Source organism: Nonomuraea sp. MTCD27, assembly GCF_041950495.1.
GTDB lineage: Bacteria > Actinomycetota > Actinomycetes > Streptosporangiales > Streptosporangiaceae > Nonomuraea.
The window spans coordinates 369,980-390,138 of record NZ_JBGNUW010000006.1 but is presented as its reverse complement, the minus strand read 5'-3'; the positions used below and the strand labels follow the sequence as shown (position 1 = coordinate 390,138).

Annotated in this window: 22 protein-coding genes and 1 tRNA gene; 10 read left to right on the top strand and 13 right to left on the bottom strand. The window is 71.6% G+C overall.

Going from position 1 to position 20,159, the window contains the following annotated elements:
• Nucleotides 1–10: 10 nt before the first annotated feature.
• The 7 genes from ACBJ59_RS20660 to ACBJ59_RS20630 are packed head-to-tail and all read right to left on the bottom strand — an operon-like array spanning nt 11 to nt 8,283.
• Nucleotides 11–817: a transporter substrate-binding domain-containing protein gene (locus ACBJ59_RS20660; protein WP_375111839.1), complete on the bottom strand. Its 807-nt coding sequence runs from the start codon at nt 815–817 to the stop codon at nt 11–13.
• Entirely contained in the window at nt 814–2,172 is a 1,359-nt protein-coding gene (locus ACBJ59_RS20655) for a hypothetical protein (protein WP_375111838.1), read from the bottom strand. Before ACBJ59_RS20655 ends, ACBJ59_RS20660 begins: the two co-directional genes overlap by 4 nt.
• Nucleotides 2,169–2,840, bottom strand: coding sequence for an FHA domain-containing protein (locus ACBJ59_RS20650; protein ID WP_375111837.1), 672 nt, complete (start codon nt 2,838–2,840; stop codon nt 2,169–2,171). The genes ACBJ59_RS20655 and ACBJ59_RS20650 overlap by 4 nt, the downstream gene beginning before the upstream one ends.
• Nucleotides 2,840–4,126, bottom strand: a complete 1,287-nt coding sequence (locus ACBJ59_RS20645) for a VWA domain-containing protein (protein WP_375111836.1) — start codon at nt 4,124–4,126, stop codon at nt 2,840–2,842. The genes ACBJ59_RS20650 and ACBJ59_RS20645 overlap by 1 nt, the downstream gene beginning before the upstream one ends.
• Complete coding sequence (locus tag ACBJ59_RS20640; protein WP_375111986.1) at nt 4,119–4,967, bottom strand: PP2C family serine/threonine-protein phosphatase; 849 nt, start codon at nt 4,965–4,967, stop codon at nt 4,119–4,121. Before ACBJ59_RS20640 ends, ACBJ59_RS20645 begins: the two co-directional genes overlap by 8 nt.
• Nucleotides 4,967–7,120: a tetratricopeptide repeat protein gene (locus ACBJ59_RS20635; protein WP_375111835.1), complete on the bottom strand. Its 2,154-nt coding sequence runs from the start codon at nt 7,118–7,120 to the stop codon at nt 4,967–4,969. The genes ACBJ59_RS20640 and ACBJ59_RS20635 overlap by 1 nt, the downstream gene beginning before the upstream one ends.
• Nucleotides 7,117–8,283 carry a hypothetical protein gene (locus ACBJ59_RS20630; protein ID WP_375111834.1) on the bottom strand — a complete coding sequence of 389 codons (1,167 nt, stop codon included), beginning with the start codon at nt 8,281–8,283 and terminating at the stop codon, nt 7,117–7,119. The genes ACBJ59_RS20635 and ACBJ59_RS20630 overlap by 4 nt, the downstream gene beginning before the upstream one ends.
• 177 nt (nt 8,284–8,460) lie before the next feature.
• On the opposite strand from ACBJ59_RS20630, the gene ACBJ59_RS20625 reads away from it, so the two are divergent.
• The 3 genes from ACBJ59_RS20625 to ACBJ59_RS20615 are packed head-to-tail and all read left to right on the top strand — an operon-like array spanning nt 8,461 to nt 10,396.
• Nucleotides 8,461–8,619 carry a hypothetical protein gene (locus ACBJ59_RS20625; RefSeq protein ID WP_375111833.1) on the top strand — a complete coding sequence of 53 codons (159 nt, stop codon included), beginning with the start codon at nt 8,461–8,463 and terminating at the stop codon, nt 8,617–8,619.
• A gap of 32 nt (nt 8,620–8,651) precedes the next feature.
• Nucleotides 8,652–9,926 carry an amylo-alpha-1,6-glucosidase gene (locus ACBJ59_RS20620; protein WP_375111832.1) on the top strand — a complete coding sequence of 425 codons (1,275 nt, stop codon included), beginning with the start codon at nt 8,652–8,654 and terminating at the stop codon, nt 9,924–9,926.
• A complete protein-coding gene (locus ACBJ59_RS20615; protein WP_375111831.1) occupies nt 9,923–10,396 on the top strand; it encodes a hypothetical protein in 474 nt (157 codons plus the stop codon). Before ACBJ59_RS20620 ends, ACBJ59_RS20615 begins: the two co-directional genes overlap by 4 nt.
• Nucleotides 10,397–10,462: 66 nt before the next feature.
• Here ACBJ59_RS20615 and ACBJ59_RS20610 read toward each other — a convergent pair whose 3' ends face one another.
• Entirely contained in the window at nt 10,463–10,780 is a 318-nt protein-coding gene (locus ACBJ59_RS20610) for a YtxH domain-containing protein (protein WP_364134243.1), read from the bottom strand.
• A 127-nt stretch (nt 10,781–10,907) separates the two neighbouring features.
• On the opposite strand from ACBJ59_RS20610, the gene ACBJ59_RS20605 reads away from it, so the two are divergent.
• The 4 genes from ACBJ59_RS20605 (at nt 10,908) to ACBJ59_RS20590 (ending at nt 14,033) form a co-directional block, all read left to right on the top strand.
• Nucleotides 10,908–10,979, top strand: a tRNA-Asn gene (locus tag ACBJ59_RS20605).
• A 580-nt stretch (nt 10,980–11,559) separates the two neighbouring features.
• Complete coding sequence (locus ACBJ59_RS20600; RefSeq protein ID WP_375111830.1) at nt 11,560–11,916, top strand: hypothetical protein; 357 nt, start codon at nt 11,560–11,562, stop codon at nt 11,914–11,916.
• Between the two features lie 302 nt (nt 11,917–12,218).
• Nucleotides 12,219–12,650 (top strand): hypothetical protein, encoded by a 432-nt coding sequence (locus ACBJ59_RS20595; RefSeq protein WP_375111829.1) that lies wholly within the window; start codon nt 12,219–12,221, stop codon nt 12,648–12,650.
• 252 nt (nt 12,651–12,902) lie between these two features.
• On the top strand, nt 12,903–14,033 hold the full coding sequence (locus ACBJ59_RS20590) for a nitric oxide synthase oxygenase (protein ID WP_375111828.1): 1,131 nt from the start codon (nt 12,903–12,905) through the stop codon (nt 14,031–14,033).
• A gap of 219 nt (nt 14,034–14,252) precedes the next feature.
• On the opposite strand, the gene ACBJ59_RS20585 is transcribed toward ACBJ59_RS20590, so the two are convergent.
• Nucleotides 14,253–14,954, bottom strand: a complete 702-nt coding sequence (locus ACBJ59_RS20585) for a tyrosine-protein phosphatase (RefSeq protein ID WP_375111827.1) — start codon at nt 14,952–14,954, stop codon at nt 14,253–14,255.
• Nucleotides 14,955–15,005: 51 nt separating this feature from the next.
• Between ACBJ59_RS20585 and ACBJ59_RS20580 the strand changes: the two genes are divergently transcribed.
• On the top strand, nt 15,006–15,782 hold the full coding sequence (locus ACBJ59_RS20580; RefSeq protein ID WP_375111826.1) for an enoyl-CoA hydratase-related protein: 777 nt from the start codon (nt 15,006–15,008) through the stop codon (nt 15,780–15,782).
• A 45-nt stretch (nt 15,783–15,827) separates the two neighbouring features.
• On the opposite strand, the gene galK is transcribed toward ACBJ59_RS20580, so the two are convergent.
• On the bottom strand, nt 15,828–16,943 hold the full coding sequence (galK, locus tag ACBJ59_RS20575) for a galactokinase (protein WP_375111825.1): 1,116 nt from the start codon (nt 16,941–16,943) through the stop codon (nt 15,828–15,830).
• Nucleotides 16,944–16,986: 43 nt separating this feature from the next.
• Here galK and ACBJ59_RS20570 point away from each other — a divergent pair, with 43 nt between their 5' ends.
• Complete coding sequence (locus tag ACBJ59_RS20570; protein WP_375111824.1) at nt 16,987–17,790, top strand: 1-aminocyclopropane-1-carboxylate deaminase/D-cysteine desulfhydrase; 804 nt, start codon at nt 16,987–16,989, stop codon at nt 17,788–17,790.
• Here the strand turns inward: ACBJ59_RS20570 and ACBJ59_RS20565 are convergent.
• The gene (locus ACBJ59_RS20565) at nt 17,763–18,434 is read right to left on the bottom strand and encodes a DUF6766 family protein (RefSeq protein ID WP_375111823.1); all 672 of its coding nucleotides are present in this window, start codon (nt 18,432–18,434) and stop codon (nt 17,763–17,765) included. The genes ACBJ59_RS20570 and ACBJ59_RS20565 overlap by 28 nt on opposite strands.
• A gap of 79 nt (nt 18,435–18,513) precedes the next feature.
• Nucleotides 18,514–18,894, bottom strand: a complete 381-nt coding sequence (locus tag ACBJ59_RS20560; RefSeq protein WP_375111822.1) for a hypothetical protein — start codon at nt 18,892–18,894, stop codon at nt 18,514–18,516.
• Nucleotides 18,895–18,935: 41 nt separating this feature from the next.
• On the opposite strand from ACBJ59_RS20560, the gene ACBJ59_RS20555 reads away from it, so the two are divergent.
• Entirely contained in the window at nt 18,936–19,439 is a 504-nt protein-coding gene (locus tag ACBJ59_RS20555; protein WP_375111821.1) for a DinB family protein, read from the top strand.
• A gap of 159 nt (nt 19,440–19,598) precedes the next feature.
• Here the strand turns inward: ACBJ59_RS20555 and ACBJ59_RS20550 are convergent, their stop codons facing one another.
• Nucleotides 19,599–20,144, bottom strand: coding sequence for a hypothetical protein (locus tag ACBJ59_RS20550; protein WP_375111820.1), 546 nt, complete (start codon nt 20,142–20,144; stop codon nt 19,599–19,601).
• Nucleotides 20,145–20,159: the final 15 nt, after the last annotated feature.

Below are 20,159 nucleotides of genomic sequence, written 5' to 3'. Positions count from 1 at the left end.
GGCGTCGTTCTCAGGAGCAGCCCTCGAACTGCGGCACCGCGATCGTGGTGAACTTCAGCCCCGACCTGGTGAACCACTTGCGCAGCAGCTTCTCCGCCGTCCCGTCCTGGTACATGTCGGTGATCGCCCGGTTCACCGCCTCGCACCCGGGCACGTCGCCCCTGGCCATCCCGATCCCGCTGCGCTGCTCGTTGAACTGCGCGTTGGCCAGCCGCAGCCCCGAGCCGTCCTGCTCGGCCAGGCCGGCCAGGATGACGTCGTTGGTGGTGACCGCGTCCACCTGGCGGCCCTTCAGCGCCGCCAGGCACTGCTTGTAGTCGGGGAACGGCACGACCTGCGCCGCCACCCCCCGCTCCGCCACGACCCGCTGGGCCGCGTTCGAGCCCTTGACCTCGCAGATCCTGCGGCCCTCGAGGTCGCGCACGTTCGCGATCGTCTCGCCGGGCCGGGTCAGGATGTCCTGGTAGGAGATGTGGTACGGCCCGGCGAACAACACCCTCCGCTTGCGTTCCTGGTCGATCGTGAACGTGGCCACCACCAGGTCGGCCCGCCCGTTGCCGAGCACCTTCTCCCGGTCGGCGGCCAGCACGCCCAGGAACGTCGCCTCCTTGCCGAGCTTGTCCGCGACGTAGCGGGCCACGTCCACGTCGAAGCCCTCGAACGTGCCGTCGGACTTGCGGAACCCGACCGAGGGCAGGTCGGAGCGGACCCCGATGACGAGCCGGTCCTTGTCGAGGATCGACTCGTCCCCGCCCATCCCGCAGCCCGTGACCGCCATCGCGGCCAGGGCCAGCACCACCGCCAGCACCCGCTTCACCGGTACTCCTTGAGTCGTGGCCACACCCCGGCGATCACCAGCACCCCGATCGCGCCGATGGCGTAGGGGAGCAGCCGCCACAGGTTGTCCAGCGCGCCCTCGCCGGTCTCGATCGCCCGCCGGAACACGTTCTGGTGCGTGTCCGCCAGCGCCACCAGCGCCCGGTCGTAGGAGGCGAACGCCGTCGTGACCGTCTTGAGCCGCGCCTCGACCGCCTCGCCGGTCCGGCCGCTCGTGGCGAGCTCGCGGAAGGCGGTGTCGGCGTTCTGGAAGTCCCGGTACGCCTGGAACACCGCCTCTCCCTGCCTGCCGACGATCTCCGGCCCCAGCATGCCGAGGAAGTCCTTCGACCCCTTGGCCACCGCCTCGTGGTAGGTCCGCAGGTTGCCCGCGTCGTAGTAGATGACCGACATCGACTTGTCCAGGAACGTGTGCTCGTAGGTGTCGGCCCGCTCCTTGTCCAGCAGGTAACGGCTCTGGTCGCCCTGCATGCTGTTGCTGATCGCCCGGGCCTTGGCCAGGGTCAGCACCGAGTCGAACCCGGCCGCCTTGGCCGTACGCAGGGCGTCCTCGTCCTGTGCGAGCACGGTCAGCCCGAAGAACAGCGCCACCGCGGTCGTCACCGTGGCGACCAGCAGCGCGGGCCCGAACACCCGGCGGAAGCGCCGCGCCAGGAAGACCTGCAGCCAGATCAGGCACCCCAGGGCGAGCAGCCCGGCCAGCAGCACCGCGACCCGGACGAGCGGTACGATCACCGCCTTCTCGTCGTAGGTGGCGCGCACGATCGTGCCGCTCTCCAGGGTCAGGTTGTACGCCTGCGGCAGCAGCACCAGCCGCATCAGGTCGGTGGCCTGCCGGTAGGTCCGCACCACCTCCTGCGGCGGCGGCCCGGGCGCATGCCCCGACCGCTCGTCCAGCAGCAGCGCCTGCCCGGCCAGCCGCTCGTACTCGCCGAGCCCGTCGAGCACGGACTGCACGGTCGTGCGCTCCGCCTGGTTGTCGCCCGACAGCTCGAACGCCTTCAGCAGCGCCCGGTTGGCCTCGCGCCGCTGCGCCGCGTACTGGGCGAGCGCGGCCCGGCGTTGCTCCGGGTAGGCCTGGCCCATCACGAGCACGTTGGCCACCTGCGCGTCCATGTCGCTCAGCGCGAGGTAGAGCCCGGCGGTGGCGACCACCTGCGGGCCGGCGTCGCGGCCGATGACCCGCAGCCCGTCGCGGGCGCTCGCGCTGCCCACGGCGAGCGCGGCGAAGAGCAGGGCCAGCGAGGCGACCGTGACGCCGGAGATGACGCGGATCCTGCCGGGCACGCTCCGGCGCACCGCCACGGGGGCGGGCCGGGTCTGCACCACGGTCACGGGGTGCCCTCCCTGATGGTGATGACGGTCCACGCGCCCAGGTGGATGCGGTCGCCGGGGCCGACCCGGACGGGCACGTTCACCTTGAGGGGCCGGCCGTTCACCTGGGTGCCGTTGGACGAGCCGGGGTCCACCACCAGCCACGAGCCGTCCGGCTGGGACAGCAGCACGGCGTGCAGGTGCGAGACGCCCGGGTCCTCCGGCGGCCCGGTCAGGTCGATCTCCGGCGCCAGGTTCCTGGCCCGGCTGCGCCGCCCGATGCGCACCTGCTCGCCGTGCAGCGCGAACGACCGCTCCGGGCAGTACGGCGGGAAGGCCACCGCGTCGGCGTCCGGCCCGCCCTCGGCGATGACCTTCTCGTAGTACGTACGGTCGGCCGCGGTGACCGCCTCCCACCGGGCGCCCGTCACGGGGATCTGGACGGGGGCGGCGCCGCTGTAGTCGTGGCCGCACACCTCGCAGAACTGCCCGGCGCGCGGCGTCTGGCAGATCGGGCAGCTCTCGGCGCCCGCCTGCGGCTGAGCGTGGGCCTGTGCCTGGGCCTGGGGCTGGGGCTGGGGCTGGGACGAGGGCTGGGGGTGGGGCTGGGGCGTCCCGGCCATCTGGGTGCCGCAGACATCGCAGTAGTCGTCGGCGCCCGACGGATGCCCCTGCGGGCAGGTCGCCATCAGCTTCCTTCCTTGCGCAACCGGCTCGTCCGCACGGAGCCGGTGTCGAGCTCGATCTCGTCGGCCTTGTCCACGTTCCGGCGCAGCCGGGCCGTGCCGGTGGCCGGATCCACCTCCACCACCTTCTCCAGCAACCGGGCGGTGTCCTCGCGCCCCGAGTCGGCGGCGATCCGCCGCGCCTTGGCCAGGCGGGCGGTCGCGGTGTCGACGTCGCCCATGGCCCGGGCGCTGAGCCCGTCCTGGATCAGCTCGTGCAGCTCGGCCTGGCCGGTGTAGTGGGCGACCTTCCCGTTGATGCGGGTGGACGCCGCCAGGTCGTCGGTCCACTGGGCCAGCACGTTGCCGCTGGCCACGACCTCCTGGGTGTCGGGGCGTACGAGCTTGACCCACCCGGCCCGGATCTCCTGCCCGACCTGCCCCGGCGGCACCTCCACGCAGACGTGGTATTCGCGCTCCTCCGCGCCCCAGGACCCGGTCGGGTAGTCGCCGGTCAGCGGGTTGACGTCGGTACGCTTGCCGGTCAGGTCGAGCAGCGTGGGGGAGACCTGCTTGACGAACTTCAGCGTCGCGGTCTGCGGCACCCACACCCGCAGCGACAGCTCGGCCACGGTCTTGCTCATCGACGTCTGCGTGAGCCGGCGGAAGAACTCCGGCAGATCCCCCTGGTTACGGACGAAGTCGAACGTGCCGAGCATCGCCTCGGCCACCTTCCGTAGCTCGGCCGGCACCCAGTCGTCGCCGACGCCCAGGCAGTCGGCCACGAACTTGCCGTTCCACCCCGACAGCACCGAGGCGAACACCTCGGGGCGCTCGTTGTTCTGGCCGTCGGTCATGAGCAGCGCGTGCCTGATCGCCGAGGGATGCGCGGTCAGCAGGTGGCCCGCCAGCTTGATCCACTCGCCCATGGCGGTGCCGCCGTGCGCGCTCAGCCGGCTGATGGCCCGCTCGGCCTCGGCCCTGGTGGCCGGGCTCGCCTTGACCAGGTTGGCATGGCCGCCGGGGTAGACGACCCTGGCCGACTCCGTGCCGGCGATCACCGCGAAGTGGACGCCGTCGCGCAGGGTCTGCACGGCGGTCGCGGCCGCCTGCCTGGCCTCGCGGATCTTGCTGCCGCTCATCGAGCCCGACGTGTCAATGATGATCACCTCGGCCGCCTCCGCGGGGGCCGCCTGGACGGTCGCGCCGCCGGTCGAGCCGACGGTGAGGATCGCGTGCACCTCGCGGCCGTCAAGGGGGAGGTACTTGTTCTGGTCGATGTTCAGCGTGAAAGCGGGCTGGTCACCCATGCGACTCTCCTAGGGGGATCAAAGCAATCGTCACGTTGTCCTGGCCGCCGGAGTCCAGCGCGTGGCGCAGCATCTCGCGGGCCATCTCGATGGGGGTGCCGGAGGCGGGGAAGGCGTAGCCGTCCAGATAGCGCCACAGGCCGTCGCTGCAGACGAGCAGCAGCCCGGCGCCCTGCGGGTCGAGGGTGCGCACGTGCAGGCCGACGTCGCCGGCGTCGGCGCCCAGCCAGGCGGTGATCTCGCCGGTCTCCACCACGTCGTCCTCGGTCAGCAGGGTGCCGCCGGGCAGCAGGTACGCACGCGTGTCGCCGGCCCAGCCGAGCGTGACCCGGCCGTCCCGGCCGACCACGGCGGAGACGTACGTGCAGGCCGGGGCGTCGTCCACCGAGGTCGCCAGCTTGGCCACGGCCCGGCCCGCCAGCTCGAACGCCTCCTGCTGCGGCACCCCCCTGGCCAGTGCCGCGACCGCGGTCTCGACGGCCACCGCGGACGCCTCGTCGGCCCTGGGCGAGCTGCCCACGCCGTCGCACACCACGGTCACGACCGAGCCGTCCGCATCGACCAACGCCATCGCGTCCTCGTTGCGGCTGCGCCGCAGGCCCTTGTCGGTCACCGCCGCCGCGCCGCCGGGCAGCACCGTCTCGGCATGGTCCCGGCCGGTGGGCTGGCGCGCGCCGCACCGCTCGCAGTAGCCCTCCGCGTCGACGGCCGCCGCGCCGCAGGAGGCGCACGCCGGGGCGCCCAGGGTGTGGCCGCACGCCTCGCAGTAGACGTCGCCCGCCAGCACGGGCGCCTCGCACACGGGGCAGGCCGCCCGGGGGGTGAGGTCCTGGCCGTCCATCACAACCACGTCCTCGGTCGTACGGCGTTCGCCTGGTCGATGAGCGCGTGGCGCTCCTGGCGTGAATGCGCGCCGGAGGCCAGCTTCCGGTAGATGCCCTCCAGCCGCCGGCGCAGGGCCGGCTCGGTGAACGGCACCCCGGCCACCGTCAGGTTCGCCCGCACCGGGCTCCCGCCGATGTGCGTCACCGCCGACTCCAGCAGCTCGGCGATGAGCAGGTCGCGGCGGCGCGCGTCGAGGTCGCCCTGGCCGGTCACGCGGTCGACCGCGCGGATCAGGTCGTCGGGGGTCGCCGTGGCCGGGTCGGGCCGCCGCGCCACCGAGGCCGCCAGCGCCACCTGCGCCGCCACCCGGTAGACCGACGAGGCGGGCACCTCGTCCAGCACGCTCATCCGGCCCAGCCTGGCCAGCCCGAACGCCGCGCTGACGTAGGAGCGGTCGGTGCGCCAGACGAGCTCGTACCAGGAGGTCGCCGGCTTGCCCGCGCATTCCAGCGCGAACGCCAGCGCCAGCTTGGGCGCAGCCTCGCCGGGCACCTGCGACAGGCAGGCGTCGAACATCGACACCGCCTGGTCAGCCTGCCCGGTGGCCAGCGCGTGCACCCCGCGGTACCAGGTGACCCGCCAGTCGCCCGGCAGCACCCCGTCCAGCTCGTTCAGCGCGGCCGGCGTCTCCGCCGCGCCCGCCTCGGCCAGCAGCCTGACCCGCATCAGCTTCGTCTCGGGAGTCTGCGGCAGCGCGGCGAGCTGGTCGATCAGCCCCCTGCCGTCGCGGCCGAGCAGCCCGGCCAGCGAGCCGGCGGCCGGGTCGGCCGGATCCACCAGCGGCACCGGCAGCGCGGCCGCCACCGCCACCGGGTCGAGCGGCCCGAACACCTGGCCGCCGTCCTCCGACAGCGCGGTCCCGACCGCCCCGCGCTCCGGTCCGAACAGCGTCGAGAGCGCCGGGTACGGCACCCCGTCCTCCAGCGCGCTGACCTCGCGCAGCACGCCGATGAGCTGCTCCTCCATCTCCCACGCGCTCTGGAACCTGTCGGCCGGGTTCGCCGCGGTCGCCTTGCGCAGCAGCCGGGTGAACGACGGGTGCCCGCAGTCCACCGGCAGCGGGTTGGCCTTCCCGCCCGACGCCGGGCTGAACCCCGAGGTCGCCAGCACCGCCAGCGTCCTGGCCACGGTGTAGAGGTCGGAGGCCACCGACGACGGCTGGCTGCTCAGCTCGGGCGCGTGGTAGCCGGTCGTGACCCACGACGAGCCCACCGGCGAGCCGAAAGGCTGTACGGCCCCCAGGTCGATGAGCTTGAGCCGCCTGCCGACCCTGATCACGTTCGCCGGCTTGAGGTCGCAGTAGACCAGGCCGTTCTCGTGCAGGTAGCCGAACGCCTGGAGGATCTCCCGGCCGTACAGCAGGACCTCGCGCAGCGGCAGCGGGCCCTGACGGCGCAGCTCGTGCAGCGACTGGCCGCCGACGTACTCCATGACGATGTAGCCGAGCCCGGCCGAGCGCTGGAAGTTGAAGATCTTGACGATGTTGGGGTGGTCGACCGTGGTCAGGAACTTCCGCTCGGCCTCCGCCGCCGCCAGCGCCTCGGCGTCCATGGTGTTGAGCAGGCCCTTGAGCACCACCCACCGGCCGTCGAGGTTCTCGTCGGAGGCCAGGTAGATCCAGCCGAGACCGCCGTGCGCCAGGCAGCCCAGCACCCGGTACTGGCCCGCCACCAGGTCGTCCTTGCCCAGCTTGGGGGTGAAGGAGAACTGGGTACGGCAGTGCGGGCAGAACCCGTCCGTCAGCCCCGGCCGCCCTTCGCGGGAGCGCCCCACCGGCTGCCCGCACGCCGGGTTGGCGCAGTACCTCTTCTCCTCGGGCACCTCGGGGTTGGCCATCACGGCGGTGGACGGGTCGCGGTAGGGCACCGACGGCAGGTCGGCGATGGTGGCCAGCACACCCGCCCGCGACCTGCCGCTGCTCGCCGGGGAGCTCATCGACCTGCCCGCCGGTTGGGTCCGGAAGGGCTCCGAGGACGGGCCGGACGCCTGGGTGGACGTCTGGGCGGGGACCTGGGCGGGCACGGGTGGTGAGACCTCGGCGTGGCCGCAGAGGTCGCAGTAGCCGTCCTCGATCGTCCCGGTGCAGCCCGGCTGCGCGCAGCGGGTCATCGCTTACCTCCGTGGATCGCGCGCTGGTAGTTCTCGACGGCCGCGGCCGCCGTCGTCAGATCGCAGGGCGCGCTCCACAACAGCACGCGCGCCCGTTCGTACAGCTCCGATGTGGCCGGGTCCTCGGCCAGGCCCTTGCGTACCGCCATCACCTGGCAGGCGCCGAGCCGCCCGCGCAGCTCGTCACGGCGGCCGACCAGCCCGTACAGCGCCTTCGCGATGGCCTGGGCCTGCTCGGCCGCCTGGCGGGCCTCGCCCTCCAGCGCCGACAGCCGCTTGGCCCGCAGCACCCAGGCGTCGGCCGAGGCGTCGAGCGCGTCCAGCCCGGCGGCCAGCGCGTCGACCCGGCTGCGCGGCTGGGCCTGGGGCGGCAGGGCGATCTTGACCACGACCGCGCCGTGGGCCAGCCTGGCCTCGCTCTCGGCCGCGCGCACCCGGTCCAGCGCGGCCACCAGGTCCTCGCGGCGCCTGGCGTACTCGCCCTTGACCACCACCGCCAGCTCGGCCTCCGCGCGGGCGCCGGCCAGCAGGCGGGCCAGCCGGTCGAGGTCCTGCTCGACGGCCGCGCCGAGCGGGTCCTCGACCACCGTCGCGCGCAGCCGCTTCAGCTCCGCCTCCTGGCCGCCCAGGTCGGCGGCCTCGCCCAGCTCGCGCTCCAGCTCACGGATCCGGCGCAGGTCGGCGTCGGTGCCGTCGAGGCGGGGCAGCACGGCGTTCCACACCGCGTCGATGTCGTTGAGCGTCGCCGTGACCTCGCGGAAGGCGGCGTCCATCCGGGCCACGGTCTCGTCGAGCGTCAGCCGCTGGTCGGCCTGGGGGATCAGCGAGCGCTGCTCGACCGGCTTGGTGGCCGCCCGCACCACCACGGACGTGCCCACCAGCAGCTCGGTGAGCCGGGCGAGCTGGTCGGCGCCCATCCGGGTGCGGGCCGCCCTGACCTGCTCGGCGTCGCGCAGCACCGCGCGGTAGGCGTCGTACAGCGACCACAGCCCGGCCAGGGACTCCTGCGCCGCGGCCCAGCGCCGTTCGGTCGCCCCGCGTAAGGAGGCTCCCTTCAACAACTGGTAGGTCGTGTGGGATTCGAGATCGAGCAGGTCGCCGGAGATGCGATCGCGTTCGTCGGCTCGAGCGCGCAGCGCATGCTCCGCGCCTTCCCTGCTCATTGGTGGTCCCAGGCTCATCACGCTCCCCGTGAAGAGGCCCCCCGATGCCCCCGTTATACCGCCTCAACGGCGGGTCTGAGGGCTTTAGTTCCTTTGGCTCGGGGGTTCCCCTGACTTGTCCCTGATTCAACCCCGCCTCGCCTGCAAACGGCTTAACGATCTCTTAGCGTTGCAGGCATGGGACGCATACTTCTGATCATCGCGGCCGTCGTCGCCGCGCTCGTACTCCTCGGCCCCCTCGTGGGCTTCGCCCTCACGCTGCTCAAGTGGGGTCTCATCATCGGCGCCGTGGCGCTGGGCGGCATGCTCCTGTCGAAGTGGGCCAAGAGGACATAGCTTCCTGAGGCATCCCCAGTCATAGTTGGGTGATGGAGGCGCGGCCGGCGGTTGACGATGCCGCGCTCGGGCGTGAGGCGCTGGCCGTGCTCGAGGCGAACTGGACAGGCACTGGCACCGTGCCCGCACCAGGTCTCTATCCGCACCAATGGAGCTGGGACTCCGCGTTCGTCGTCATCGGCCTGGCCAGGCACCGGCCGGACCGGGCCCGCGACGAGCTGCTCAGCCTGCTGCGCGGGCAGTGGGCGACCGGGATGGTGCCGCACATCGTCTTCCACACGCGCGAGGCGTACTTCCCGGGGCCCTCCGTGTGGCGATCGCAGGAGCACGCCGCCGCGCCGCACGTGCTCACATCCGGGCTCACCGCGCCGCCGCTGCACGCGCTGGCGCTGTGGTGGCTCTACCGGCACACCGGCGACGCCGCGTTCGTCAGGGAGGCGTACCCGGCGCTGGCCGCCCAGCACGCCTACCTCGCCTCGGCCCGCGACCTGGGCGGCGCCGGACTGGCCGCGATCGTGCATCCCTGGGAGTCGGGCATGGACGACAGCCCGGCCTGGGACGAGCCGCTGAACGCGCTGCCGGTCATCCGGTACGGCTACCGCAACGTCGAGATGGAGGAGCGCCACCCCGACAGCGACCACGACCGCTACGTCTGGCTGGCCATGCGCTACCGCGACGCCGGCTACAGCCCCGAATACCTGCGCGACGAGCACCCGTTCGCCATCGAGGACCCCATGTTCAACGGGATCTGGCTGGCCTCCTGCCTGGCCCTGGCGGAGCTGGCGCCGCTGGCCGGCGCCGATCCCGTGCCCATCGCCGAGCACGCCGAGCGCATCCGGCAGGCCCTCCTCGACCGCCTGTGGGACGGCTGCTTCTACGCCAGGGACCTGCGCGCGGGGCGGCTCATCCGGGTGTGCACCGTCGGCGCGTTCGGGCCGCTGCTGGACCCGGGGCTGCCCACCGACCGCCTGCACGCCGCCGTGGAGGTGCTGGAGTCGGCCAGGTTCATGGGGGCCACCGGCTATCCCGTGCCGAGCTGCGAGATCCGCGCCGCCCAGTTCGACCGTACGCGCTACTGGCGCGGCCCCTCCTGGGTGAACACCAACTGGCTGCTGCGCAGGGCCGCCGCCGTGCACTCGCTCGACCAGCTCGGCCAGCAGCTCACCAACGGCACCCTGCGGCTGGTCCGGCAGGCCGGTTTCCGCGAGTGCTTCGACCCCTTCGACGGCAGCGGGCGCGGCTGCCGGGACTTCTCGTGGAGCGCGGCGCTCACCCTCGACCTGCTCGCCGATACGGTGGTGGAATGAGCCTTTTCCACCGCCTGCCCGCCGACGTGCGCAAGTCCCTGACCATCGAGCAGGGGGAGCGGGTGCTGACCTTCGCCGCGGCGAATGACGGTTTCGTGGTGGCCACGAACCTCGCGCTCCACCTGTCGGACGGGACGCGGGTGCCGTACGAGCACATCGACAAGGCGTCGTGGGACGAGGAGGGGGTGCGCGTGCTGACCATGGACGGCGTCCGGCACTTCGAGCGGATCTCCGAGCCGCGCATGTTGCCCGAGACCGTGCGGGAGCGCGTCAACTCCACGATCGTGGTGAACAAGCACGTCAGCCTGCCCGGAAGGGGCGGGGTGCGGCTGGTGGCCCGGCGCCGGCCGGGCGGCGAGATGCTCGGGTGGACGTTCGTCTTCGACGACGGGCTCGACCCCGAGGACCCCGGCCTGCGCGCGCAGGCCGAGCAGGCCCTGGAGGGCGTGCGGCGCAGCATGGGCGTGTGACTCTTCCGGCCTGCGCACGTTACTTGTCGAACGCGACTTCGGCCTCCGCACGCCCATGCCCCGTCGTCAGTAGGGGATGCCGCTCTCGCGGGCCTTCTGGTCCACGGCGTCCTCGTCGGGCCAGCCGGTGCCGGTCTCGGGCTGGTGCCCGTCGGAGTGGAGGAACGGGATCCGCTGCTGCAGCGTGTCCCCCATCTTCGTCCTGGCCATCCCGGCGAACTTCGACGCCTGCGCCCCGACCACCCCGGCCACTTCCTGCACCCGGGGGTTGTCGGCGACGCGCTGGGCCGTCCGCTTGATCTGTTCATACCGTTCGCGGCCGGCCCGGCTGCCCAGCACGTAGCCGATGGCCAGACCAACAGCGAATGTCATCCGATAACGCATTTTCCACCTCCGCTGTCTCCGGGCCTACCCCGCTCGCGATGCGACACGCACTCCCGGAGTGCGCTAATCTATTCCTGCGCACAGCGAAGGGGCCCGACGGCCCCGGCGAAGTGGGCAAACAACTCAATCCCGCGTAGCTCAACGGCAGAGCAGCCGGCTGTTAACCGGCAGGTTATAGGTTCGAGTCCTATCGCGGGAGCTTCGGCAGAGCTGAAGACGACAGAGCTCAGGCCCCCTTCCTAAATCAAGGACAGGGGGCCTGAGTCGTTCCGGGGGTCGAACGGGGCTCCTGCCCGGCCTGGTCGGTGTTGAGGTCGGCATGAGAGCCGATACCGCGGAGAGCCCGATGGCCGCCGGCGAACTCAGCTCCGCAGACCTGGTGATCGCGCGCAGAACCCGCATGTCCCACCGGCCACCAGCCTTGAGCGTTCTGGCGGGTCGGTGCCGCTTGCGCTCCGCGACCGTGAGGGCCGGCAGGGCGAGCGCCCGAGGCGACTTCCTGGTGCCGGTGTCTCCGCCGATCCGATCGCATCCGTGGCCGAGATGGACGGGGGTTTCCCCTCGGGTCCACGGCTCCCCGGAGAAGCTTGCGCGGCAGGCGGGGTCCCGGCCGATGGGAACATACCGCTGCTATACCCGCCTTCTCTAACGTCCTTTGCCAGACGGCGGGTCGAGCGGCTTCCTGGACAGGGAGAGCGGTGGGACCAGACCCGTGGCCGTCCGAAGAACAACAGCACCTATCTCTGCACCACAGGAACTGGAGACTTCCCATGCGTCCAATGCGTCTTCTGAGCGTGGCCCTCGTGGGCGCCGCCCTGGCGACCGGGTTCGCCGCCCCGGCCCAGGCTGCCGGTATCGCCCAGGCAACCGGCTCCACCCAGGCTGCCGGTGTCCCGTCCTGCGTCGACACCTACGTGTACAGGGAGTACACGGGCAAGCGGAACAGCCTCAACGAGGTGATGGTCAAGACCACCGCCAGGGTTACCAACAACTGCAAGGATTCCGTGAGCGTCAAGGTGGCGTGGTCGTGGGCCCGTGACTCGAACTGCCGCCGGATCACTTCGGGACGAAAGGTCTACGAGTCCATCGTGGCGACCCAGGACCGGAAGCCGTACCAGAAGACCAAGAGCTGCTGAGCGCTGAACCGGCGTAGCCTGCGCTACCGCCAGATTCGTCCGAGTGGAGCACCGTTCAGGCCCCATTCCCTGCTCAAGGGGTGGGGCCTGAGGCGTTCCGGGAGCCACTGCCCGGCCTGGTCGGCGTTCCCGAGGCCCGGGTCCATGGCCGGCCGGTGGACGGTGTGCTCGGGCCGTGATCGGTGAAGAGGCCGGATGGGAGCCGTTCCAACCTGAAGATCTCTTCGGCTGTCTTAAGGCTCGGTTCAGGCGCGGCGCGGCACTCTCGGGAGCGTCGAAATCGTCTCGGGGAGGAGATCCCAATGGTGAAGCGACGCCTCGCGATCGTCGCCACGGCGGTCGTGCTCGGGCTGGGCGGTATGGCCGGGTCAGCGCTGGCGGACGACGGGCCGGTCAGGGTGCACGGCGGGCACGGCGAGAAGGTCAAGGTTCACAAGCCGGACAAGCCGGTGCTGTACAGCGGCAGGCTCACGTGCTGGACGAGTGACGGCGAGGCCGTGAGGTTCTCCAAGGCCAAGGTCGCCGAGCTCGTCGACGAACAGTTCATCGAGCCCGAGCTCGCCGAGACCGTCGTCGAGGACGGCGTCATGGTCGTGCCCGCCGACCGGCTGGCGATCAGCGTTCCAGCCGGAGAGCTGCCGGCGAAGGTGCGGGGCAAGGTGGCGGGCAAGCGCTGGCACCACAAGCGCGTCATCCACCTCACCTGCGTGTGGGACGACGTCGTCAAGAGGTGACCTTTCCGGGGCGGGCGTCTCCGGGAATCTCGGGGGCGTCCGCCATTTCACGCTATGTAATGTGATGATCACACGTTTTTCGATTCGCGGGACAAGACAGGCCGGGGCACGGAAAAATGGGAGCTCCGGTCGCTCGCGTGGCCGGAGCCGCGGGAAGTCGTGACGGTGGCGAGGAGAGGGCGCCACCACCAGGACGTGTCGCCGACCCGGAATCGGCGGGACGATCCGTGACGGAGAAGTGCTGGTTGCCGCGTGCCTACCTGGATCAGGTCCCTTCGTCCCTTCGACGCGCTCGCCGCCCAGGCGGTGATCGAGCGCACCACCGACCTCCGCGAGGCGGAGCGCTTCATCAAACTCTTCCACGCCGAGAACCCTTCCGCCGGAGGCCTGTACGCCCGCCTGCGCGACATCGCCAGGGACGTGGCCCGTTACGGGACCTACACGCACACGTACGAGGAGCTGGAGTTCGGGGCCAGGGTGGCCTGGCGCAACAGCAACCGGTGCATCGGGCGGTTGTACTGGCGCTCGCTGAAGGTGCGCGACCGCCGGGAGGTGGGCTCGGCCGAGGGGGTGGCCCTCGAATGCGTGGCCCACCTGCGCGAGGCCACGGGCAGCGGCAAGATCAGGCCTGTCATCACCGTCCTGCCCCCCGACACCCCCGCCCTGCGCGGTCCCTGGATCATGAACGACCAGCTCATCCGCTACGCCGGGTACCGCACCCCCGACGGCGTCGTGGGCGATCCGCGCAACGTGGCGCTCACGGAGACCGCCTCCGCCCTGGGGTGGCGCGGCCGGGGCGGCCGGTTCGACGTGCTGCCGCTCGTCATCCAGCCGCCGCTCGGCGACCCGCTCCTGTGCAACCTGCCTGGAGACGCCGTGCTGGAGGTGCCGCTGGTGCACCCCGACTATTCGTGGTTCGCGGAGCTGGGGCTGCGCTGGCACGCCGTACCGGCCATCTCGGACATGTGCCTGGAGATCGGCGGCATCTGCTATCCCTGCGCGCCCTTCAACGGCTGGTACATGGGCACCGAGATCGGCGCCCGCAACCTGGCCGACGAGGATCGGTACGACCAGCTCAAGGTGGTGGCGGAGCGGCTCGGGCTGAACACCTCCACCGAGCGGTCCCTGTGGCGGGACCACGCGCTGGTGGAGCTGAACGTGGCGGTGCTGCACTCGTTCGAGCTGGCGGGGGTGACGATGACCGATCACCACACGGAGTCGCGTCGCTTTCTGACGCACCTGGAGCGGGAGGAGAAGGCGGGGCGGGTCTGCCCGGCCGACTGGTCGTGGATCGTGCCGCCGCTGTCGGGTGGCGCCACGCCTGTCTTCCACCGCTACTACGACACCCGCGTCCTCACCCCCGCCTTCGTCCACCACCGCTGACCGTCCCGTCCCGTTCCGTCCCGTCCCGGGGAAGCCGCTCCTGGTTTGGTGGGGCCCGTTGAGGCGGCCGGCGGCCGTGCGGGCAGGGATGATCAGGTGCGTGGGTAGGGCGGTGGACCGGGCTGGTGCTGAGCCGCCTCCGCCTCCAAGGTCCCCCTGGGGTGGCTGGCGGCAGCGCGGGGAGAGCGATCAGGTGGGCTGCTGGGTGGGGGGGGGTGGTCAGGGGGCGGGGGTGGTGAGGCGGGTGCGGAGGGTGGTGAGGTCGGAGGGGGTCAGGCCGGCGGCGGTCAGGGTGGTTTCGATGTCCAGGGTTGACAGCAGGGCCAGGACGACCTCGGAGGTGGTGGTTCCGGCGGTGGTCAGGCGGGATTCGACGCGGAGGGCGTTGTCGGGCTGGCCGAGCAGGGCGTAGAGCGTGCGCAGGCGGGCGGCCGAGCGCTCGTAGTCGGCGAGGATGGTGGACGGCGCGACGCCGGCCAGCGTGAGCAGCAGGATGGCGATCAGGCCGGTACGGTCGCGGCCCGCCACGCAGTGCACCAGCACCCCGCCGGGCGGCGCCTGCGCGATGGCGCGCAGGGCGCGGGCGCAGCGGTCCGGCCAGCGTTCCAGGAACGGGCGCAGGTAGAGCGGGGTCCCGTACATCTCGCGGCCGGGATCGTCGGGGCGGTCCAGGGGCACGCTGACGACGGTCATGCCGGGCGGCCGGTGGCCGGGGGCGGCGTGGTGCTCGCCGGGGGTGCGCAGGTCGATGATCGTGCGTACGCCGTGGGCCGCTGCCGCCGCCCATCCGGCAGGGGTGAGCCGGTCGGGCGTGTCGGAGCGCACCACCGCCCCCCAGCGCGTACGCCGCCCGTCCCCGGCCGGCAGGCCGCCCAGATCGCGTACGTTGTGGCACCCGTCCCACACCAGATCTCGATTCACCCGATCACCGTATCCTTGCCTTCCCTGCCTAGAACATGCTTCTGTTAGGGCATGGCGGAACTCGTGCTCTCGACGCTCGACGACCAGGGTGTGCTCACCCTGACCTTCAACCGGCCCGACACGCTCAATGCCTGGACCGATGCCATGGGACGGCGCTACTTCGACCTGCTGGCGGAGGCCGAGCAGGATCCGAGGGTGCGCGTCGTGGTGGTCACCGGCGCGGGCAAGGGGTTCTGCTCCGGGGCCGACTTCAAGACGCTGACCGCCATCCAGGGCGGTTCGTACGACGAGGTGCCCGATCCGCGCCCCAACACCTTCCCCACGACGATCCGCAAGCCGATCATCGCGGCCGTCAACGGGGCCTGCGCGGGGCTCGGCATGGTGCACGCGCTCGTCTGTGACCTCGTCTTCACGGCCGAGGAGGCCAAGTGGACGACGGCGTTCCCGCGCCGGGGGCTGGTCGCCGAGTACGGGCTCTCCTGGGTGCTGCCGCGCGTCATGGGGCAGCAGCGGGCGATGGACATCCTGCTGTCGGGGCGGGTGTTCACCGGGCGGGAGGCGTACGAGCTGGGGCTGGCCAACCGGGCGGTGCCGGGAGAGCGGCTGCTCGACGAGGTGCGCGAGTACGCCCGGGACGTTGCGTTGCACAGCTCGCCGGCCTCGATGGCGGTGATCAAGCGGCAGGTGTGGCACGACTGGGACGCCACGCTGGAGGAGTCGGCCAAGACGGCCACCCAGGAGATGATCGCCTCGTTCGGGCGGCCGGACTTCGCGGAGGGCGTCGCCAGCTTCCTGGAGCGCCGCCCGCCGAACTTCCCGCCCCTCTGACCTCGCGCCGGCCGGAGGTGACTCCTCCGGCCCGGCACGTGCGGGTCAGGCCAGGCGGCGGGCGCCGGGGGCCGGGGTGGCCGGGAGGAAGCGGGGGGCCTGGAAGCCGCGCTCGGCGTACGCGGCGGAGACCGACTCCTGGACGCTGTCCAGGCGCTCCACCGGCACCAGCGCGATCGCCGAGCCGCCGAACCCGCCGCCCGTCATCCGCGCGCCGCGCGCCCCGCCCCTGATCGACGCCTCCACGGCCACGTCCAGCTCGGGCGACGACACCTCGTACAGGTCCCTCAGTGACAGGTGGGAGGCGTTGAGCAGGGCGCCGATCTCCGTGACGGCACCCGCGCGCAGCAGGCCGACGAGGGCCTCCACGCGGTGGTTCTCCGTGACGACGTGCTCCGTGCGCTTGCGCTCGTCGCCCTTGAGCTGCGCCAGCGCGCCCGCCAGGTCCGTGACGTCGCGCAGGGCGGCGACGCCGAGCTTGCGGGCCGCCGACTCGCACTCGGCGCGGCGCTTGGCGTATTCGCCGCCCGCGTGCTCGTGGTGCACCTGCGTGTCGATGATGAGCATGCTCAGGCCGTGGGCGGCCAGGTCGAGCGGGATGTTGCGGGAGCCGAGCGAGCGGCAGTCGAGGAAGAGCGCGTGCCCCTCCTTGGACAGCGCCGAGGCGGCCTGGTCCATGATGCCGCAGGGCATGCCGACGAAGTCGTTCTCCGCCTTCTGGCTGAGCAGGGCGAGCTCCATGGGCGTCATGCCCAGGTCGTGCACGTCGTTGAGGGCCGAGGCGACGGACACCTCCAGGGCCGCGCTGGAGCTCAGCCCGGCGCCCTGCGGGACGTCGCCGTCGATCGCGATGTCGGCGCCCGAGACGCGGTCGCCGAGCATCTCGAGGACGCCGACCACGTAGCGGGTCCAGCCCTTGGACTCCTCGTGGGTGGCCATGGTGACCGGCTCGCCGGAGGAGGACTGGAGGGACAGCAGGCGGACGGTCCCGTCGGTGCGCGGCGTGAGGGCCGCCGTCACGCCCCACGGCACCGCGAACGGGAGCACGAAGCCGTCGTTGTAGTCGGTGTGCTCACCGATCAGGTTGACCCGGCCCGGCGCATGCCAGACGGTCTGGGGGGACGCGCCGAAGGCGGCACGAAAAGCTTCAACAACGCGCATAATCGAACACTCCTCAACAAAGGCCCGACCGTAGACTAGCGCCATGGAGGAGCTCCTGGTTCCAGGGCTCGGTCAGGTCCGGGTGTTCCTGAAGAACGACGACAACAAACCGCGCAAGCTCAAGTACAACCTGGGCCATTCCCGGCTGCTGACCTTCGGCGGCGCCTACTCCAATCACATCAGGGCGGTGGCCGAGGCCGGGGCGCGGCACGGGATCGAGACCATCGGGGTCATCAGGGGCGAGGAGCACCTGCCGCTGAACCCGATGCTGGCCCGCGCGGTGGCCTGCGGCATGACGATCACCTACCTCGACCGGGCCTCCTACCGGCGCAAGCACACCGAGGAGGTGCTGGCCGGGCTGCGGGCGCGCTGGGGTGAGGACGTGACGATCCTGCCGGAGGGCGGGAGCAACGCGGCGGCCGTGCGGGGCTGCGCGGAGCTGCCGGGAGAGATCGACGCGGACCCGTACGACGTCATCTGCTGTCCGGTCGGGACCGGGGGGACGCTGGCGGGGATCTCGGCGGGGCTGCCGGAGGGGAAGCGGGCGCTCGGGTTCGCGGTGCTGAAGGGGGGTGGGTTCCTGGAGGGGGAGGTGGCCAGGTTGCAGAGGGAGGCGTACCGGCGTACGTGGTCGAACTGGTCGATCAACCTGGACTATCACTTCGGCGGGTACGCCAGGTCGACCCCCGCCTTGGACGGATTTATCGCGAAATATCGGGTCGAGCCGGTCTACGTGGCGAAGATGCTCTACGGGATCGTCGACCTCGCCCGGCAGGGAGCCTTCGCGCCCGGCACCCGCGTCGTCGCCGTGGTCACCGGTCAGCCCTCCACCCCGGTCGCCGTGTGAGCCGCCCCGACCGGTTTCGACTCCGGTGAGCCCCGCTGGCGCAGATAGATCGACAGCACCACCATCGACAGCACGGCCAGCAGCTCCGACTGCCAGTTCTGCAGGCTGCGGTCCCAGAACTCGGGCGAGGTGACGTACGAACCCCACGAGACCGGGTCGCGCAGGTCACCGAGCCGCTCGGCGTTGTACGCCGCCTGCCCCGCCACCGACTGCGCCAGCCACGACAGCAGGAAGATGGTCCCCATCACCAGCCCGAGCGAGTTGCTGAACAGCCACAGCCTGAACCCCCTGGCCCTGGCCCAGCGCGGGGAGTGGTCGCCGGCGTAGCGGCCGATCTGCTGGTCCTTGTCCGACTCCGCCCCGGCCATGTGCGGCTGCTTGGACTCCGGTGAGCCCTTCTGGACGAGCCAGACGGTGAGCATGATGAACAGGAAGAACTGCAGGTACTCCGACTGCCAGTTCTCCGCCACGTTCACCGCGTACGCGGAGGAGGCCACGTACTGCAGGAGTGAGACGGGCTCGGCCCCCTCGGCCAGCTGCCGGTCGTTGTACTCCATCATCCCGGCCACCGCCTGCCCGCCCACGGCCAGCAGGAACATGATCAGGAAGGCCAGCGCCAGGGAGTTCTCCTTGAGCCACCTCACAGCTTCGACCACCCCAGCGTGTAGAACCCCGCCAGGCCGACCACGATCACCAGCATGGTCAGCGTGAACATCACGCGCATCAGTCATCCACCTCGCAGTCGTACGGGAGGTCGCGAACCGGCTCGCACCCCGCGGCCTTGACCCGCCAGCCGTCGGTGAAGCGGTGCAGGAAGAGCGTGTCGCCGGCCAGCCGTACCTGCGCCTCCTGGCCCCACACGCTCACCTCCGTGACCCGCCCGCCCGGGCCGAGCCGCAGCTCCCGGAGCGCGTCCGCGCAGGTCTGGCCGGGGTCGGGCAGCTTGTCGGCGGTCTTGCGGGCGAGCATCCCGCACGCGGCCTCCTCCTGATGGGCGGAGAGGGCGGCGTGGAAACGCTCGGCCGCCCGCGCGGGCGAGGCCGTGTCCACGGCGCAAGCGCTGACGACCAGGGCCGTCACCAGCACGACGAGCGGCGTTCTCATGGACCTCTGCTACCCACGGAAGGATCAGGCATGCTGGTGCGATGGATAGGACTGACACTCCCGACACATGGGACGAGCGCGCCACACTGCTCACTTTTCACGACTACGCGCGGGCCACGGTGGTGGAGAAGTGCAAGGGGTTGAGCGACGAGGACGCCAGGCGGGCGCCGCTGGCGACGTCACCGCTGATGACCATCTCGGGGCTGGTGAACCACCTGCGGTGGAACGAGCACTACTGGTTCGAGGTGATGTTCCTCGGTGGTGAGGACCGGGGGCCGTGGACCGACGAGGATCCGGATGCCGAGTTCACGGTGGCGTTGGGGAGGCCGCTGGCGGAGGTCGTCGCCGAGTACGAGGCGCAGTGTCAGAAGGTGCGGGGGCTGATCGAGGGGGTTTCCCTGGATGAGCGGTCGAAGGGGGTCGACAGCCGCGAGGGCCATCTGACGCTCAGGTGGGTGATCGGGCACATGACCGAGGAGACCTCCCGGCACAACGGGCACCTGGACATCCTGCGGGAGTTGATCGACGGGGCGACCGGCGCGTAGCGCGTCGCCCGCCGCCCGGCCCTTTCCCGCCGCACTTCGGCCGGGGTCCTTCGGGAAGGAGATGGGCGGCCGGATCCAGCGGAGGGGAACGGCGGTCGGGTGCTCAGGGGCTCGGGGGCTCGGGCGGTCAGGTGCTCGGGGGCTCGGGTGGGGAGGGAGTCAGGTGAGTTGGTCGAGGACGGGCGAGACGAGGGCGTTGAGCTCGCGGGCCAGGACCGTCACCGCCCGGTGGGCGCTCTGCTCGACCTCCTCGTGCGGGCCCTCCGGCTCCGGGGGCAGGTCGTCGAGCGGGACCGGCGCCTCGACGAGCAGGGTGGCCCGCAGGAACGGGATCCGGGCCAGGTCCTGCTGGGTCGGATCGACGTACTGGCCGAAGGTCTCCTGCCAGCCCAGCCAGCCGCGGTCGCGCCACCACGTCCGCGAGCGCCGCAGCTCCTCCGGCAGCGGCGAGACGACCCGGATGCGCGCGTAGAGCGTGCCGTCCCAGGTGTTGCGGTGGCAGGTCGCCTCCAGGATGCGCCGGTCCCACCGGACGTAGCCGGGGGTCAGTGACGGCGGCGTGGCCAGGCGCCAGGCCGTGCAGGCGAAGCGTACGGGTGCGATGTCGCCCCATTCGAACTCGTCCAGGTTCTTGCGCACGTGTACGGCATAGCGCCCGTCACGGTCCCTGTCGAACTCCTGATCGATCCAGAACGCCTTCGCCATGACCACTACGCTACG